The sequence below is a fragment of the Streptomyces thermolilacinus SPC6 genome, assembly GCF_000478605.2.
GTDB classification, from domain to species: domain Bacteria; phylum Actinomycetota; class Actinomycetes; order Streptomycetales; family Streptomycetaceae; genus Streptomyces; species Streptomyces thermolilacinus.
Map to the genome: position 1 here is coordinate 4,262,230 of NZ_ASHX02000001.1, position 14,838 is coordinate 4,277,067.

Genomic DNA, 14,838 nt, shown 5'->3' on the forward strand with positions numbered 1-14,838 from the left:
GGGCCCCGGGCGCGGGCGCCGAGGAGGCGTCCGGGCCCGGGGCCCACAGGCGGGTAGCGCCTACTCGACCGTGACGGACTTGGCGAGGTTGCGCGGCTTGTCGATGTCGCGGCCCATGGCGAGCGCCGTGTGGTACGCGAAGAGCTGGAGCGGGATGCCCATGAGGATCGGGTCCAGCTCGTCCTCGTTCTTCGGCACGACGATCGTGTGGTCGGCCTTCTCCTGCGGCTGGTGCGCGACGGCGAGGATGCGGCCGCTGCGGGCCTTGATCTCCTCCAGCGCGGCGCGGTTCTTCTCCAGCAGGTCGTCGTCCGGGACGATCGCGACGGTCGGCAGCGCGGGCTCGATCAGCGCGAGCGGGCCGTGCTTCAGCTCGGACGCCGGGTACGCCTCGGCGTGGATGTACGAGATCTCCTTGAGCTTCAGGGAGGCCTCCAGCGCCACCGGGTAACCGCGCACCCGGCCGATGAACATCATGGACTGGGCGCCCGCGTACGCGGCGGCCAGCTCCTTGATCTCGTCCTCCTGCTTGAGGATCTCGCCGATCTGCTCCGGCAGCTTGCGCAGGCCCTCGATGATCCGCTTGCCGTCCGTGACGGACAGGTCCCGGATGCGGCCGAGGTGCAGGGCGAGCAGCGCGAACGCGACGACCGTGTTAGTGAAGCACTTGGTGGAGACGACGCAGACCTCCGGGCCCGCGTGGACGTACACGCCGCCGTCAGCCTCACGGGCGATGGCCGAGCCGACGACGTTGACCACGCCGAGGACGCGGGCGCCCTTGCGCTTCAGCTCCTGCACGGCGGCCAGCACGTCGTACGTCTCACCCGACTGGGAGACGGCGATGTACAGCGTGTCGGGGTCCACGACCGGGTTGCGGTAGCGGAACTCGGAGGCCGGCTCGGCGTCCGCGGGGATGCGGGCCATGCCCTCGATGAGGCTCGCGCCGATCATGCCCGCGTGGTACGAGGTGCCGCAGCCCAGGATCTTGATGCGGCGGATCGTCCGGGCCTCGCGCGCGTCCAGGTTCAGGCCGCCCAGGTGGACGGTGGAGAACCGGTCGTCGATGCGGCCGCGCAGCACGCGGTCCACCGCGTCGGGCTGCTCGGAGATCTCCTTGTGCATGTACGTGTCGTGGCCGCCCATGTCGTACGAGGCGGCCTCCCACTCCACGGTCTCCGGCGTCGCGGTGGTGGTCGCGCCCGAGGTGGTGTACGTGCGGAAGTCGTCGGCCTTCAGGGTGGCCATCTCGCCGTCGTTCAGGGTGACGACCTGGCGGGTGTGGGCGATCAGGGCGGCGATGTCGGAGGCGACGAGCATCTCCTTCTCGCCGATGCCGAGGATCACGGGGGAGCCGTTGCGGGCGACCACGATGCGGTCGTTGAAGTCCGCGTGCATCACGGCGATGCCGTAGGTGCCCTCGATGACCTTGAGCGCCTCGCGGACCTTCTCCTCCAGGGTGGTGGCCTGGGAGCGGGCGATCAGGTGGGTGATGACCTCGGTGTCGGTCTCGGAGGCGAAGACGACGCCGTCGGCCTCCAGCTTGGCGCGCAGCTCGGCGGCGTTGTCGACGATGCCGTTGTGGACGACGGCGACCTTGTTCTCCGGGTCCAGGTGCGGGTGCGAGTTGACGTCGCTCGGCGCGCCGTGGGTGGCCCAGCGGGTGTGCGCGATGCCGGTGGTCCCGTTGAAGCGCTTGGGGAGCTTGGCCTCCAGGTCGCGGACCCGGCCCTTCGCCTTGACCATCTTCAGGCCGGACGACTTCGGGCTGGTGACGACCATGCCCGCGGAGTCGTAGCCCCGGTACTCCAGCCGCGCCAGGCCTTCCAGCAGCAGCGGAGCCACATCACGCTTACCGATGTAACCGACAATTCCGCACATAGAGTTGGTAACCCCTCCTGGTTTCGGGTGTGTGCCCGGGTGGTCCGGTGGACCGAGTGGTCCGGGCCGGTGGACCGGGCGGGCCGGTCCGGCCGGTTCAGCCGTAGACGATGCGGCGCAGCTGGCGGAGCGAGAGCTCCGGTGGCGCCACGGCGCGGTGCGGCAGCTCCGCCGCGATGCGCTCGAAGATCTCCGAGTTCACCGCGCCGGCCGCCTGGAGTTCCCGGTGGCGGCGGCGGACGAACTCCTCCGTCGTCTCGTCGAAGTACGCCAGCACGTCGAGCACCACCCGGGTGGCCTCACCGCGCTGGAGCGCGGTGCTGCGCACCAGGTGGTCGATGAGGTCGTCATGCGACGGGCGGCGATCGAGCACCCGTAGATACTGAGGGCTGAGGGGGTCGCTTCGCAAGAAATCTGCCCGCAATCGGGCAGGAAACTGCTTGATCGGCGGTATAGAACCGCTTGGTCTAGACCGTGAAGACCTGGAACGGCCGATTCCGGGGGAGCTTACCCGGACGCCGACCGGGCGGGGAACGGCTCCGACCGGCTGGGAACGGCACCGCCGTCCCGGGCGGGGAACCGGCGCGGGCCGGGGCCCGGAAGGCGGCACCCTCCGGGCCCCGGCCGCCCCCGTCGTGAGGTCAGGAGATGTAGGCGCCGCTCACCCGGACGCCGCCCAGCCCCGTGGGGCATTCGGCGCGGGCGTACTGGTAGCCGGTGGCGCTGCGCTTGATGCTGCCGTCCCCGCACGCGACGGTGACGCGCACGTCGCGTCCACTCCCCACGCAGTTGAGGTGGCCCCGGCCGCGCCCGGCGTACCAGTCGATCCAGGCGCTGCAGCCGGTCGGGACGGCCAGGACGGACACCTCCGAGGCGGGGGCGGAGGCGGCCGCGGGGGCGGCCGGGGAGGCCGTTCCCGTCTCGCCGGCGGCGTACGCCGGTGCGACGGACATGGCGAGGGCGGCCCCCGCCGCCAGCGTGCCCTGGGCGATCCGCTCGATGTGACCCACTTCGACTCTCCTCGTCTGCCGGGTGGTGCGATGTCTGCCGGGCGTTCCACGTGCTCGGATGAGCCACGCGGGCCCTCCGGACGGGGCGCCCCTCTCGCACGCCCCAGGTCCGCCGGGCCGCTCGCATCCTGTGGGGGCGGGTCGCGGGGCCGCAACGCGTCCTCGCCGTCCCGGACACCCGCGACCGCGTCGGCGCTGGTCACGGCGGTGTCCGGGGTGTGTCCCGGACAACCGGGCGGGGGGCAGCGCCAACGGCGAAGCCGGGGCCCGAAGGAGGACCGTCTCCTTCGGGCCCCGGCTGCCGGTCGGGGGTGGCCCGAGGGCCACCGGGTGCCCCTGCGGGGCGGGCGGCGCTACGGGCGGTGCTTGGCGATCGGGTTGGCCAGGGTGCCGATCAGCTGGAGGGCCGCCGACGGGTCCGCCAGGTCCACCATCTGCTTGTTGTTGCGCAGCTGGAGCCGGTTCAGGCACGACAGCGTGAACTCGTCCGCGAAGATGTCGTACCGGGCGAACTTCTCCGCCAGCTCCGGACGCGACTCCTGGTACGCCGTGACGCACTCGGCGACCGTCGCCCAGAACGTCTCCTCGTCCAGCACGCCCTCGGCGTCCAGCGTGGCGCCCAGGAAGCGGAAGAAGCAGTCGAAGACGTCCGTGAAGACCGACAGCAGCTTCTGGTCCTCGGGCACCTCGACCCGGATGCGCTCCACGGCGGGCGGCAGCACCGCGTCCGGGTCCATGACGACGATCTCCTCGGCGATGTCCTTGAAGATCGCCCGCTGGACCGTGCCGTCCTCGATGACCAGGATCACGTTCTCGCCGTGCGGCATCCACGCCAGGTCGTACGCGTAGAAGGTGTGCAGGACCGGCAGCAGGTACGCGTCCAGGTAGCGGCGCAGCCACCGGTCCGGGGCGAGCCCCGACTCCGCGATCAGCGCGCCCGCGAACGACGCGCCCTCGTGGTCGGTGTGCAGCAGCGACGCCATCGTGGCCAGCCGCTGCCCCGGCTCCAGGGACGGCACCGGGCTCTCCCGCCACAGCGCGGCCAGCATCTTGCGGTACGGCGAGTACCGGTCGGTGGCCGCCTCGTACTCCAGGTGCCGGTAGCCGACCGCGGCGCGCTCCCGGATGATCGAGAACCGGGCGGCGCGCAGCACGCCGTCCTGGTCGATCAGCTTCGCCAGCCAGTCGTTGATGGCGGGCGTGGCCTCCATGTACGCGGCGGACAGGCCCCGCATGAAGCCCATGTTCAGCACCGACAGGGCCGTCTTGACGTAGTGCTTGGCCGGGTCGGTGGTGTTGAAGAACGTGCGGATCGACTGCTGGGCGAGGTACTGGTCGTCGCCCTCGCCCAGGTAGACGAGCCGCTGCCGGGCGATCTCGGCGGCGAAGGTCACCGTCAGCTTGTTCCACCACTGCCACGGGTGGACCGGCACCAGCAGGTAGTCCGCCGGGTCCAGGCCGCGCTCGGCGAGCGTCCGGGCGAAGCCGTCCACGGTCGCGTCGCCCAGCTCGGCGCGGATGAAGCTGTCGTACTCGATGTCCGCGCCGGCCGTGAAGGCGGTGCGGTCCCGGTGCGCGGCCAGCCAGACGAGCCGCAGCGGGCTGGCCGCCTCCGGCGCGTAGGCGTGGTACTCGTCGCCGCCGAAGCCGAGGCGGCCGTTGTTGGCGACGAAGCAGGGGTGGCCCTCGGTCATGCCGGTCTCGACGGCCTGGAAGCCGGCCTTCGCCAGTTCGGCGGCGGTGACGGGCGGCTTGGCGGACTTGTACGCCGTGCCGGACAGCGTCGAGGAGATCTCCTCCAGGTACACGGGGAGGATCTCGTCGCTCAGGCCCAGCGCGCCGCGCAGCTCGATGACGAACTCCAGCGCGTCGAGCGGCAGCTCGGCGCCGTCGCGGTGGCGGCTGATGGAGTCGGCGTACACCTGCCAGTGGTCCAGGGCGAACCGCCCGGCGGTGAAGCGGTACTCGGTGGCGCCGTCGTCGCTGAGGACGCGGTACCGGCCCTCGCCGAGCGGCTGCGGGTCGAGCAGCCGCTCGTGGGAGAACTCGGCCAGCGCCTTGCGGACGAGGAGGCGGTTGGCGTGCGCCCAGCGCTCGGGGGTGAGGTGGGCGACGGCGTCGGCGGTGCGGTGTGCGGCGGTGCTCATCGGGCGGCTCCCACGGCCGCCTCGAACGCCTCGCGGGTGCAGACGCTGAGCAGGGCCTCTTTCTCGGGCTTGACGATCTTGTCCACGGGGACGAAGCCGACGGCCTCGTTGAGGGCGTGGACGGCGGTGTTGCGGACGTCGGGCTCGACGACGACCCGCTCGACGGCCGGGTCGCGGAACAGCTCGGCCATCACGGCGGTGATCACCGCGCGGGTGAAGCCGTGGATCGGGGTGTCCGTCGGGGCGACCAGGAAGTGCATGCCCACGTCGCCGGGCTCGGCGTCGTACAGGCCGACCAGCTCGACGTGCGCGGGGTCGTAGCGCTCCATGAGGAACGCGGGCTCGCCGTCGTGCAGGCCGAGGAACGCGTCGTGATGCGGGTGCGCGGCGATGGCCATGTAGTCCCGCTCGACGTCCTCCAGGCGGTGGTCCTGCATCAGCCAGTAGGCCGCCTTGGGGTGGGTGACCCAGCGGTGCACCAGCCCGGCGTCGGAGAGGGGGTCGAGCGGGCGGAACGTGAGGGTGCCTATGCCGGAGGTGCCGGTGGTGCCGGTGGTGCTCATACGGTGAACTCCTGGAACGCGATGGACTTCTCGACGGGGTAGTACTCGGTCCCCAGCAGCTCGCGGATGATGTAGGAGTTGCGGTACGCCCCCATGCCCAGGTCGGGCGAGGTGACGGAGTGGGCGTGGACGCCGCCGTTCTGGAGGAACACCCCGCGCCCGGTGACGTCGACGGAGTAGTTGCGGGCGATGTCGAACCTGCCGTGCCCGTCCCACTTCAGCCGGTCGCGCACGGGCTCCAGGAAGTCCGGCACGCTGTACTTGTAGCCGGTGGCCAGGACCAGGCCCTCGGTGCGGATCTCGTAGTCCTTGCCCTGCTCCTCCTGGCGCAGGCCCAGCGTGTACGCGCCGGTCGCCTCGTCGTACGACGCGGTGTTCAGCGACGAGTTGGTCAGCAGGCGCGTGGGGACGGGGCCGCCGGTCTCGACGTTCTTCTGGTACAGCAGGTCGAAGATGGCGTCGATCAGGTCGCCGTTGATGCCCTTGAAGAGGCCCTTCTGCTGGCTCTCCAGCCGGTAGCGGGTCTCCTCGGGCAGCGCGTGGAAGTAGTCCACGTACTCCGGGGACGTCATCTCCAGCGTGAGCTTGGTGTACTCCAGCGGGAAGAAGCGCGGGGAGCGGGTCACCCAGTTCAGCTGGTAGCCGTGGACGTCGATCTCGGAGAGCAGGTCGTAGTAGATCTCCGCCGCGCTCTGGCCGCTGCCGACGAGCGTGATGGACTTCTTCGCCTTGAGCGCGTCGCGGCTCCGCATGTACCGGGAGTTGTGCAGCAGGTCGCCGCCCAGGCCCTGGCACGCCTCGGGGACGTACGGCGGGGTGCCGGTGCCCAGCACGAGGTGACGGGCGCGGAAGGTGTCCCCGGCGTCCGTGTGGACCGAGTACAGCTCGGTGGCCTCGTCGTACTCGACGCGCGTGACGGTCGTGCCGAAGCGGACGTTGCCCAGCTTGGCGGCGGCCCAGCGGCAGTAGTCGTTGTACTCGGCGCGCAGCGGGTAGAAGTTCTCGCGGATGTAGAACGAGTACAGCCGCCCCTTCTCCTTCAGGTAGTTGAGGAAGGAGTACGGGGAGGTCGGGTCGGCGAGGGTGACGAGGTCCGACATGAACGGCGTCTGGAGGTGGGCGCCGTCGAGGAACATCCCCGAGTGCCACTCGAAGTCCGGCTTCGACTCCAGGAACAGGCCGTCGAGCTCCTCGATGGGCTCGGTGAGGCAGGCCAGCCCCAGGTTGAACGGACCCAGTCCGATCCCGATGAGGTCAAGAGGCGTGGACAAGGTTCTCTCCCAGGTACTGCTCGGCGTGGCCGGCTATCAGATCGAGGACGGCGGCGATGTCGTGCGCGGTCGTCTCGGGGTTGAGCAAGGTGAACTTGAGGTACTGGCGGCCGTCCGCCTTCGTGCCGGCGACGACGGCCTCGCCCGACGCGAACAGCGCCTTGCGGGCGTGCAGGTTGGCGCGGTCGACCTCCTCCGGGGAGGCGTCGGCGCCGGGGACGTAGCGGAAGACCAGGGTGGACAGCGAGGGGCGGACCATCACGTCGTAGCGGGGGTCGGCGGCGAGCATGTCGTACCCCTCGGCGGCCAGGTCACACACCTCGTCGAACAGCTGCCCGACACCGTCGGCGCCCATGACGCGCAGGGTCAGCCACAGCTTGAGCGCGTCGAAGCGGCGGGTCGTCTGGAGCGACTTGTCGACCTGGTTCGGGATGCGCTCGGCCACCGTGCGGCGCGGGTTGAGGTAGTCCGCGTGGTACGTGGCGTGGCGCAGCGTCGCGGCGTCGCGGACGAGTACGGCGGAGGAGCTGACGGGCTGGAAGAACGACTTGTGGTAGTCGACCGTGACGGAGTCGGCGCGCTCGATGCCGTCCAGCAGGTGGCGGCGGGTGGGGGAGGCGAGCAGCCCGCAGCCGTAGGCGGCGTCCACGTGCATCCAGGCGCCGTACTCGGCGGCGAGGGCGGCGATCTCGGGGAGCGGGTCGATGGAGCCGAAGTCGGTGGTGCCCGCGGTGGCGACGATCGCCATCGGGACGAGGCCCTCGGCGGCGCAGCGGGCCAGTTCGGCGGCGAGGACGACGCTCTGCATGCGCTTGTCGGCGTCGCAGGGGATGGACACGACGGCGGACCGGCCGAGGCCCAGGAGCTGAGCGGACTTCTGGACGCTGAAGTGGCTGCACTCGGAGGTGAAGATGCGCAGCTTGGTCAGGTCGTCCGTCTTGGCCTCCTCGCGGGCCAGCAGCAGCGCCTGGAGGTTGGACTGGGTGCCGCCGCTGGTGAAGACGCCGTCGGCGTTCGGGCCGAGGCCGACGCGCTCGGCGGTCCAGTCGATCAGGCGGCGCTCGATGAGCGTGCCGCCCGCGCTCTGGTCCCAGGTGTCCAGGGAGGAGTTGACCGCCGCGAGGACGGCCTCGCCGACGACGGCGGGGATGACGACCGGGCAGTTGAGGTGGCCCAGGTAGCGGGGGTGGTGGAAGTAGACGGCGTCACGGAGGTACAGCTCCTCCAGCTCGTCCAGGGCGGCGGACGTGTCGCCGAGCGGCCGGTCGAGGTCCACGGCGGAGACGGCGGGGGCCAGCTCGTCGGGGGTGACGCCGGTGAACGGGCGCCTGGTGGTGGCGAGTTTGCGCGCCACCCGCTCGACTCCTTCGGTGACGGAACGTCGGTACTGCTCCGCCGTCGCGTCGTTGAGCAGGTGCGAGCGCATGCGACATCCTCCCGGATGCGGGGACTTGGGCGTCCCTCTCGGAAACGAAAGTGAGGGGCGAGGGACGTTGTACCTCGTTAGGTTAGCCTAACCTAACTTGATGTTGCAACGTCGCTCGCCCCTCACGGGAACGGCGTCAACTGCCACGGCCGCCCCGGCAGTTCGCGGGCCGCCGGAGGCTACGCCTCGGCGTCGGCGTCCGGAGTCTCGCGCAGGGCGTCCTCGCTCACGCCCTTCCGCCAGTACCCGACGAACGTGACGCGGCGCCGGTCGAACCCGCGCTCGTTCACGAAGTGCCGCCGCAGCGCCTTCACCGAGCCGGACTCGCCCGCCAGCCACACGTACGGCGCGGCGCCCGACACCTCGGCCGCGCGGACCGCGTCGACGGCCGGGGGAGCGCCCTCCTCCCGTACGAGCCAGGTCACCGTCGCGTCGGCCGCCGTGCGGAGCTCCAGCCGGTCCCCGGCGCGCGGGACCTCCAGCCACACCTGCGCCCTCGTCCCGGCGGGCAGCCACTCCAGGATCGCCGAGGCGGCGGGCAGCGCCGTCTCGTCACCCCACATCAGCACCTCGTCGGCGTCCTCGGGCAGCTGGAAGCGCACACCCGTGTTGTCCGCCACCGCCGGGCCCAGCACGGCCACCCGGTCGCCCTCGGACGCGGCCAGCGCCCAGCGGCACGCGGGGCCGCCGTCCTCGTGGACGGCGAAGTCGATGTCGACCTCGGTCGCCCCGTCGGCGGTACGGCGCTGCTCCCGCACGGTGTACGAGCGCATGACGGCCCGTACGTCGTCCGGCATGGCCCGCCAGGCGCCCAGCGCCCCGTACAGGTCGCCGTCCACGACCGGAGGCAGGACCGGCTCGGGCTGGCCCGGGTGCGGCAGGAACAGCGACAGGCTCTGGTCCCGGCCGCCCGACGCGAAGCCCGACAGGTCCTCGTCACCGGCGCCGGTGAAGGTCACGCGGACCAGCGACGGGCCGAGCCGCCGCGTCGCCACGACCTGGAGGGGGAAGAAGTTGAACGGCAGCGCGGCGGTCTCGGCGGTCGTCATGGCGTCAGGCCACCTTCTTCGCGTTCTCGATCGCCTTGGCGAGGTCCTCCAGCAGCGGGGCGCACTTCTCGTACGAGTAGATGGGCTCCGTGACGCGCGGGATGACCTGGCCGGCCTTGACGGCGGGCAGCTGCGCCCAGGTCGGCTTGGAGGCGAGGTCCTTGGGCTGGATGGCCGAGGTGCGGTTGTCCATCATGATGATGTCGGCCTTGTACTTGTCGACGTTCTCCCAGCTGAGGCCCTCGAACCAGCCGCCCTGGTCGAGCTTGCCGGGCACGACGAGGTTCACGCCGAGCTCCTTGAAGTACAGCGTGTCGGTCGGGCGGACCGGCGTGGAGACGTAGAACAGGTCGGCGCTGGCGGAGCCGATGAGGACCTTGATCTCCGGCTTGGCCTTGGCGGCGGCGCGCAGCCGGGCCGCGGCGGCCTCGAAGCGGGCCTTGCTGTCGGTGACCTTCTTGGACTCCACGTCGCCGCCGAGGCTCTCGGCCAGCTCGACGTGACGCTGGATCACCTTCGGCATGGACTGGTCGGCGGCCCACAGGGCGACGCTCGGGGCCAGCTTGAGGATCTTGTCCTTGGACTCGTCCGGCACGTACCAGAGGGCGTCCTTCTCCCACATGTCCGTGATGAGGACCTCGGGCTGGAGCTTGATGTACTCCTCGAGGTTGAACTCGCCCCAGACGTTGCCGATGATCTTGACCTTGCTGATGTCCAGGTCGCCGGCCTGGACGTCGGGCTTGCCGTCGGCGGTCTTCGTCGGGCCGAAGACGCCCTTCACCTCGACGCCGAAGTCGTGCAGGGCGGCGGCCATGCCGGTGAAGGCCACGATGTTCCTCGGGGTGGACTTGGCCTCCGCCACGACGCCCCGGTCGTCGGTGAACTTCCACGGGCCCGACTTCTCCGCGCCGCCCTCGCCGCCGGGCTTCTCCGCGGCCTTGTCCTTGCCCCCGCACGCGGCGAGCGCGGCGCCCAGTCCCAGGGCGCCTCCGGTGGCGAGGAGTCCGCGTCGGGTCAGGTGGGTGGCTCGGGCGTTGCTGGGCATGGCGGAGTCGCTTTCGTACGGCCGAATTCCGGCCACTGGGCTGGCGTTCGAAGGTAGGTTAGCCTAACCTCAGCACTTGTCCAGAGGGTGATCGCGTCGTCCGCTGTTGATCAGGTCACGTTCGAACCGCCCCTGCCCGGCCCCGCGCACCGAACCCCCGGCGGGACCCGCCGGGGGTCGTGCCCGCGCGAGCGGAGCCGAAGGGGTGCGCGGGTGTCGAGAGGCCATGGGTCCCCTGCTCGAAGCGAAGCCGAGAGTTCGGGGAGCGCGGAGGCTCTGAGGAACGATGGGGGCACCCCTGGACGGAGTCTGGGGGAGACCGAGCAGGATCGGCCTCTCGACACCCGCGTGGAGCGCCCCGGAGGCGGAGCGGGCCGGATTAGGAGGTGAAGCCCAGTTCACGGGCGATCAGCATGCGCTGGACCTCGCTGGTGCCCTCGCCGATCTCCAGGATCTTGGAGTCGCGCCACATCCGGGCGACCGGGTACTCGTTCATGAAGCCGTACCCGCCGTGGATCTGGGTGGCCTCGCGGGCGTTGTCGACGGCGACCGTCGAGGAGTACAGCTTCGCGAGCGCCGCCTCCTTCTTGAACGGCTCGCCGTGCACCAGCCGCGACGCCGCGTCCCGCCAGCCGATGCGGGCCATGTGCGCCCGCATCTCCATGTCGGCCAGCTTGAACTGGATGGCCTGGTTGTCGCCGATGGGGCGGCCGAACGCGTGACGTTCCTTCGCGTACTTCACCGACTCGTCCACACAGCCCTGCGCCAGGCCCGTGGCGAGCGCGGCGATGGCGATGCGGCCCTCGTCGAGGATGCGGAGGAACTGCGCGTACCCGCGGCCCTCCTCGCCCAGCAGGTTCGCCGCCGGCACCCGCACGTCGGAGAACGACAGCTCACGCGTGTCCGAGGCGTTCCAGCCGACCTTCGAGTACGGGGCGGCGACCGTGAAGCCGGGCGTGCCCGACGGGACGATGATGGACGAGATCTCCGGGCGCCCGTCCGGCTTGCGGCCCGTCACGGCGGTCACCGTCACCAGGCCCGTGATGTCCGTACCGGAGTTGGTGATGAAGCACTTGGTGCCGTTGATCACCCACTCGTCGCCGTCCCGCACGGCCGTCGTGCGCGTGCCGCCCGCGTCGGAGCCGCAGTCGGGCTCGGTCAGACCGAACGCGCCGAGCATCTCGCCGGAGCACAGCTTCGGCAGCCACTGGCGCTTCTGCTCCTCCGTGCCGAACCGGTAGACCGGCATGGCGCCCAGCGAGACGCCCGCCTCCAGGGTGATGGCGACCGACGAGTCGACGCGGGCCAGCTCCTCCAGGGCGATGCCGAGCGCCAGGTAGTCGCCGCCCATGCCGCCGTACTCCTCCGGGAACGGCAGGCCGAACAGGCCCATGCGGCCCATCTCCCGCACGATCTCGTACGGGAACTCGTGGCGCTCGTAGAAGTCGCCGATCTTCGGCGCCACCACGTCGTGGGCGAACTCCTCGACGGTGCGGCGGAGTTCCTCGTGATCGGCGGAGAGCCGGTGGTCCAGGGACATGGGGGTCACTCCTTGTGGGAGAGGGCGCGGACGGTACGTGACGGGCTCGGGCGGCCCAGCTCCTCGGCCAGCCACACGCTGGTGGCGGTCAGCAGGCCCAGATCGACCCCGGTCTCGATGCCGAGGCCGTGGAGCATCCACACGAGGTCTTCGGTGGCGAGGTTCCCGGTCGCGGACTTGGCGTAGGGGCAGCCGCCGAGCCCGCCCGCGGAGGCGTCGACGGTGGTCACGCCGTGCTGGAGCGCGGCGAGCGTGTTGGCGAGGGCCTGCCCGTACGTGTCGTGGAAGTGCACGGCCAGCCGGGACGCGGGCAGCCCCGCCTCGCCCAGCGCGGTCAGCAGGGCCTGTACGTGCCCGGGGGTGGCCACGCCGATCGTGTCGCCGAGGCTCAGCTCGTCGCAGCCCAGGTCCGCGAGGCGGCGCGTCACGCGGACGGCCTGCCCGACGGGGACGGGGCCCTCCCACGGGTCCCCGAAGCACATCGACAGGTAGCCGCGCACGGCCAGCCCCTCGGCCTTCGCCCGGGAGACGACCGGCTCGAACATGGCGAGCGCCTCGTCCACCGTGCGGTTCAGGTTGGCCTTGGCGAACGACTCGGTCGCGCTGGCGAAGACGGCGACCTCGCGGGCGCCGAGCGCCAGCGCCCGGTCGAGCCCGCGCTCGTTCGGCACGAGCACCGGCAGCCGTACGTCCAGGCCGGAGACGAGCGGGAAGAGCCTCTCGGCGTCGGCGAGCTGCGGCACCCACTTGGGGTGGACGAAGCTGGTCGCCTCGACCGTGTCCAGGCCCGCCCCGGCGAGGCGGCGGATGAACTCGGCCTTCACCTCGGTCGGTACGACGCCCTGCTCGTTCTGCAGGCCGTCGCGCGGGCCGACCTCGTGGATCCGCACGCGCGCGGGCAGCCCGTGCGCGGGAACGGTCATCGGCAGTCCGTCGGTCACTTCGCTTCCTCCTCCGAGGCGTGCGGTTCGACGACGGCCAGCACCTGGTCCATGGCGACCGTCGAGCCGGGCGTGACGTCCAGCTCGACCACCGTGCCGTCGTGCGGGGCGGAGATGACGTGTTCCATCTTCATCGCCTCCACCACGAGCAGCCCCTGCCCGGCCGTCACCTCGTCGCCGACGGCGACCTTGACCACCGTGACCGTGCCGGGCATCGGCGCGGTCAGCGAGTCGGCCCCGGAGTGCGCCGAACCGGTGAGGGAGGCGGCCACCGGGTCGTGGTCCAGCACGTTCCAGCTGTCGCCGTCCCGGCCGAGCCAGGTCCCGGCGCGGTGGAACGTGTGGGTGACGCCGTCCAGCGTGACCGTCACCCGGTCGGCGGTCACCGTGCGGTCGGTGGCCCGCGCCACGTGGGCGACGGGTTCGAGTCCCGGCACGCGCAGGTGGTGCGTGACCGGCAGCCGCTCACCGCCGATCCGCCAGCCGCTCGGCACGGAGAACGGGTCGGTCCAGCCGCGCGCGTCGGGCCGTGCGGCGAGCGCGTCCTCCCGTACGGCGGCGGCCGCCTCGTACACCTCGTCGGGGACGCCGTCGGGGACGAGCCCGTCGGCCTCCCGCTCCACCAGGCCCGTGTCCATGTCGCCGGACACGACGTCCGGGTGGGCCAGCAGGCGCCGCAGGAACCCGGCGTTCGTCGGCACGCCGAGGGTGACCGTGTCCGCGAGCGCGGCGCGCAGCTTGCGCAGGGCGGTGGCCCGGTCCGGGCCGTGCACGATGACCTTCGACAGCATCGGGTCGTACAGGCTGGACACCTCGGTGCCCTCGCTGAGCCCCGAGTCCGTGCGGACTCCCGCGCCCTGCGGCTCGCGCAGCGCGAGGACCGTGCCGCCGGAGGGGAGGAAGCCGCGCGCGGGGTCCTCGGCGCACAGGCGGGCCTCCACGGCGTGCCCGGTCAGGGTGATGTCGTCCTGCCGGAACGGCAGCTCCTCACCGGCCGCGACCCGCAGCTGCCACTCCACCAGGTCCAGGCCCGTGACCAGCTCGGTCACCGGGTGCTCCACCTGGAGGCGGGTGTTCATCTCCATGAAGTAGTACTGCGAGGGGTCGCCGCCCGGCACGATGAACTCGACCGTGCCCGCGCCCCGGTAGCCGCAGGAGAGGGCCGCCTGGACGGCCGCCTCGCCCATCGCGGCGCGCGTCTTCTCGTCCAGCAGGACGGACGGCGCCTCCTCGATGATCTTCTGGTGGCGGCGCTGGAGGGAGCACTCCCGCTCTCCGAGGTGCACCACGTGGCCGTGGCCGTCCGCCAGCACCTGGATCTCGATGTGCCGGGGCCGGTCGATCCACCGCTCCACCAGCAGCGTGTCGTCGCCGAACGACGCCCGCGCCTCCCGGCGGGCCGCCGCGATCTCGTCGGCGAGGTGCGCCTCGTCCCGCACCAGGCGCATGCCCTTGCCGCCGCCGCCCGCCGAGGGCTTCAGCAGCACCGGCATGCCGATCTCGCGTGCGGCGGCGGCCAGTTCGTCATCGGTCAGGCCGCTGCCGGAGGAGCCGGGCACGACCGGCACCCCGGCCGCCCGTACGGTCTCCTTCGCGCGGATCTTGTCGCCCATCAGGGAGATCGCGTCGGCGGGCGGCCCGATGAAGACGAGCCCCGCGCCGGCGCAGGCCCGCGCGAACGTGGCGTTCTCCGCGAGGAACCCGTAGCCGGGGTGGACGGCCTGGGCGCCCGTGCGGGCGGCGGCCTCCAGCAGCCGGTCCACGCGCAGATAGCTCTCGCCCGCCGCCGGGGGGCCGATCCGCACGGCCGTGTCGGCCTCCCGCACATGGCGGGCACCGGCGTCGGCGTCGCTGAACACGGCGACCGAGCGCACCCCGAGGGAGCGCAGCGTCCGGATGACGCGGACGGCGATCTCGCCCCGGTTGGCGACGAGGACAGTGTCGAACATCGTCATGGTCGTCAGGTCC

12 protein-coding genes are annotated in these 14,838 nt (G+C 71.6%); all 12 read right to left on the bottom strand.

The features are described from left to right. Nucleotides 1-60 precede the first annotated feature (60 nt). Nucleotides 61-1,878, bottom strand: coding sequence for a glutamine--fructose-6-phosphate transaminase (isomerizing) (gene glmS / locus J116_RS18510; protein WP_023588560.1), 1,818 nt, complete (start codon nt 1,876-1,878; stop codon nt 61-63). Nucleotides 1,879-1,975: 97 nt separating this feature from the next. Next, nucleotides 1,976-2,251, bottom strand: a complete 276-nt coding sequence (locus tag J116_RS18515; protein ID WP_023588561.1) for a hypothetical protein — start codon at nt 2,249-2,251, stop codon at nt 1,976-1,978. Nucleotides 2,252-2,519: 268 nt separating this feature from the next. Further along, nucleotides 2,520-2,888 (bottom strand): hypothetical protein, encoded by a 369-nt coding sequence (locus J116_RS18520; RefSeq protein ID WP_023588562.1) that lies wholly within the window; start codon nt 2,886-2,888, stop codon nt 2,520-2,522. A 353-nt stretch (nt 2,889-3,241) separates the two neighbouring features. Next, a complete protein-coding gene (locus J116_RS18525) occupies nt 3,242-5,035 on the bottom strand; it encodes an IucA/IucC family protein (RefSeq protein ID WP_023588563.1) in 1,794 nt (597 codons plus the stop codon). Next, nucleotides 5,032-5,598, bottom strand: a complete 567-nt coding sequence (locus J116_RS18530; RefSeq protein ID WP_023588564.1) for a GNAT family N-acetyltransferase — start codon at nt 5,596-5,598, stop codon at nt 5,032-5,034. Before J116_RS18530 ends, J116_RS18525 begins: the two co-directional genes overlap by 4 nt. Further along, a complete protein-coding gene (locus tag J116_RS18535; protein ID WP_023588565.1) occupies nt 5,595-6,869 on the bottom strand; it encodes a lysine N(6)-hydroxylase/L-ornithine N(5)-oxygenase family protein in 1,275 nt (424 codons plus the stop codon). The genes J116_RS18530 and J116_RS18535 overlap by 4 nt, the downstream gene beginning before the upstream one ends. After that, complete coding sequence (locus J116_RS18540; RefSeq protein ID WP_023588566.1) at nt 6,853-8,295, bottom strand: pyridoxal phosphate-dependent decarboxylase family protein; 1,443 nt, start codon at nt 8,293-8,295, stop codon at nt 6,853-6,855. The genes J116_RS18535 and J116_RS18540 overlap by 17 nt, the downstream gene beginning before the upstream one ends. Before the next feature lie 179 nt (nt 8,296-8,474). After that, nucleotides 8,475-9,344, bottom strand: a complete 870-nt coding sequence (locus J116_RS18545) for a siderophore-interacting protein (protein ID WP_023588567.1) — start codon at nt 9,342-9,344, stop codon at nt 8,475-8,477. Nucleotides 9,345-9,348: 4 nt separating this feature from the next. Next, nucleotides 9,349-10,389, bottom strand: coding sequence for an ABC transporter substrate-binding protein (locus tag J116_RS18550; protein WP_023588568.1), 1,041 nt, complete (start codon nt 10,387-10,389; stop codon nt 9,349-9,351). A 379-nt stretch (nt 10,390-10,768) separates the two neighbouring features. Then, nucleotides 10,769-11,929 (bottom strand): acyl-CoA dehydrogenase family protein, encoded by a 1,161-nt coding sequence (locus tag J116_RS18555; RefSeq protein ID WP_023588569.1) that lies wholly within the window; start codon nt 11,927-11,929, stop codon nt 10,769-10,771. 5 nt (nt 11,930-11,934) lie between these two features. Beyond that, nucleotides 11,935-12,852 carry a hydroxymethylglutaryl-CoA lyase gene (locus J116_RS18560; protein WP_051203827.1) on the bottom strand — a complete coding sequence of 306 codons (918 nt, stop codon included), beginning with the start codon at nt 12,850-12,852 and terminating at the stop codon, nt 11,935-11,937. 14 nt (nt 12,853-12,866) lie between these two features. Beyond that, a complete protein-coding gene (locus J116_RS18565; protein WP_037947936.1) occupies nt 12,867-14,819 on the bottom strand; it encodes an acetyl-CoA carboxylase biotin carboxylase subunit in 1,953 nt (650 codons plus the stop codon). Nucleotides 14,820-14,838: the final 19 nt, after the last annotated feature.

What these genes read in the sequence shown, in the direction of transcription:
- J116_RS18555 (WP_023588569.1), bottom strand. Translation starts at nt 11,929, where the DNA reads ATGTCCCTGGACCACCGGCTCTCCGCCGATCACGAGGAACTCCGCCGC.
- J116_RS18530 (WP_023588564.1), bottom strand. Translation starts at nt 5,598, where the DNA reads ATGAGCACCACCGGCACCACCGGCACCTCCGGCATAGGCACCCTCACG.
- J116_RS18525 (WP_023588563.1), bottom strand. Translation starts at nt 5,035, where the DNA reads ATGAGCACCGCCGCACACCGCACCGCCGACGCCGTCGCCCACCTCACC.
- J116_RS18545 (WP_023588567.1), bottom strand. Translation starts at nt 9,344, where the DNA reads ATGACGACCGCCGAGACCGCCGCGCTGCCGTTCAACTTCTTCCCCCTC.
- J116_RS18565 (WP_037947936.1), bottom strand. Translation starts at nt 14,819, where the DNA reads ATGTTCGACACTGTCCTCGTCGCCAACCGGGGCGAGATCGCCGTCCGC.
- J116_RS18560 (WP_051203827.1), bottom strand. Translation starts at nt 12,852, where the DNA reads ATGACCGTTCCCGCGCACGGGCTGCCCGCGCGCGTGCGGATCCACGAG.
- J116_RS18550 (WP_023588568.1), bottom strand. Translation starts at nt 10,389, where the DNA reads ATGCCCAGCAACGCCCGAGCCACCCACCTGACCCGACGCGGACTCCTC.
- J116_RS18540 (WP_023588566.1), bottom strand. Translation starts at nt 8,295, where the DNA reads ATGCGCTCGCACCTGCTCAACGACGCGACGGCGGAGCAGTACCGACGT.
- glmS (WP_023588560.1), bottom strand. Translation starts at nt 1,878, where the DNA reads ATGTGCGGAATTGTCGGTTACATCGGTAAGCGTGATGTGGCTCCGCTG.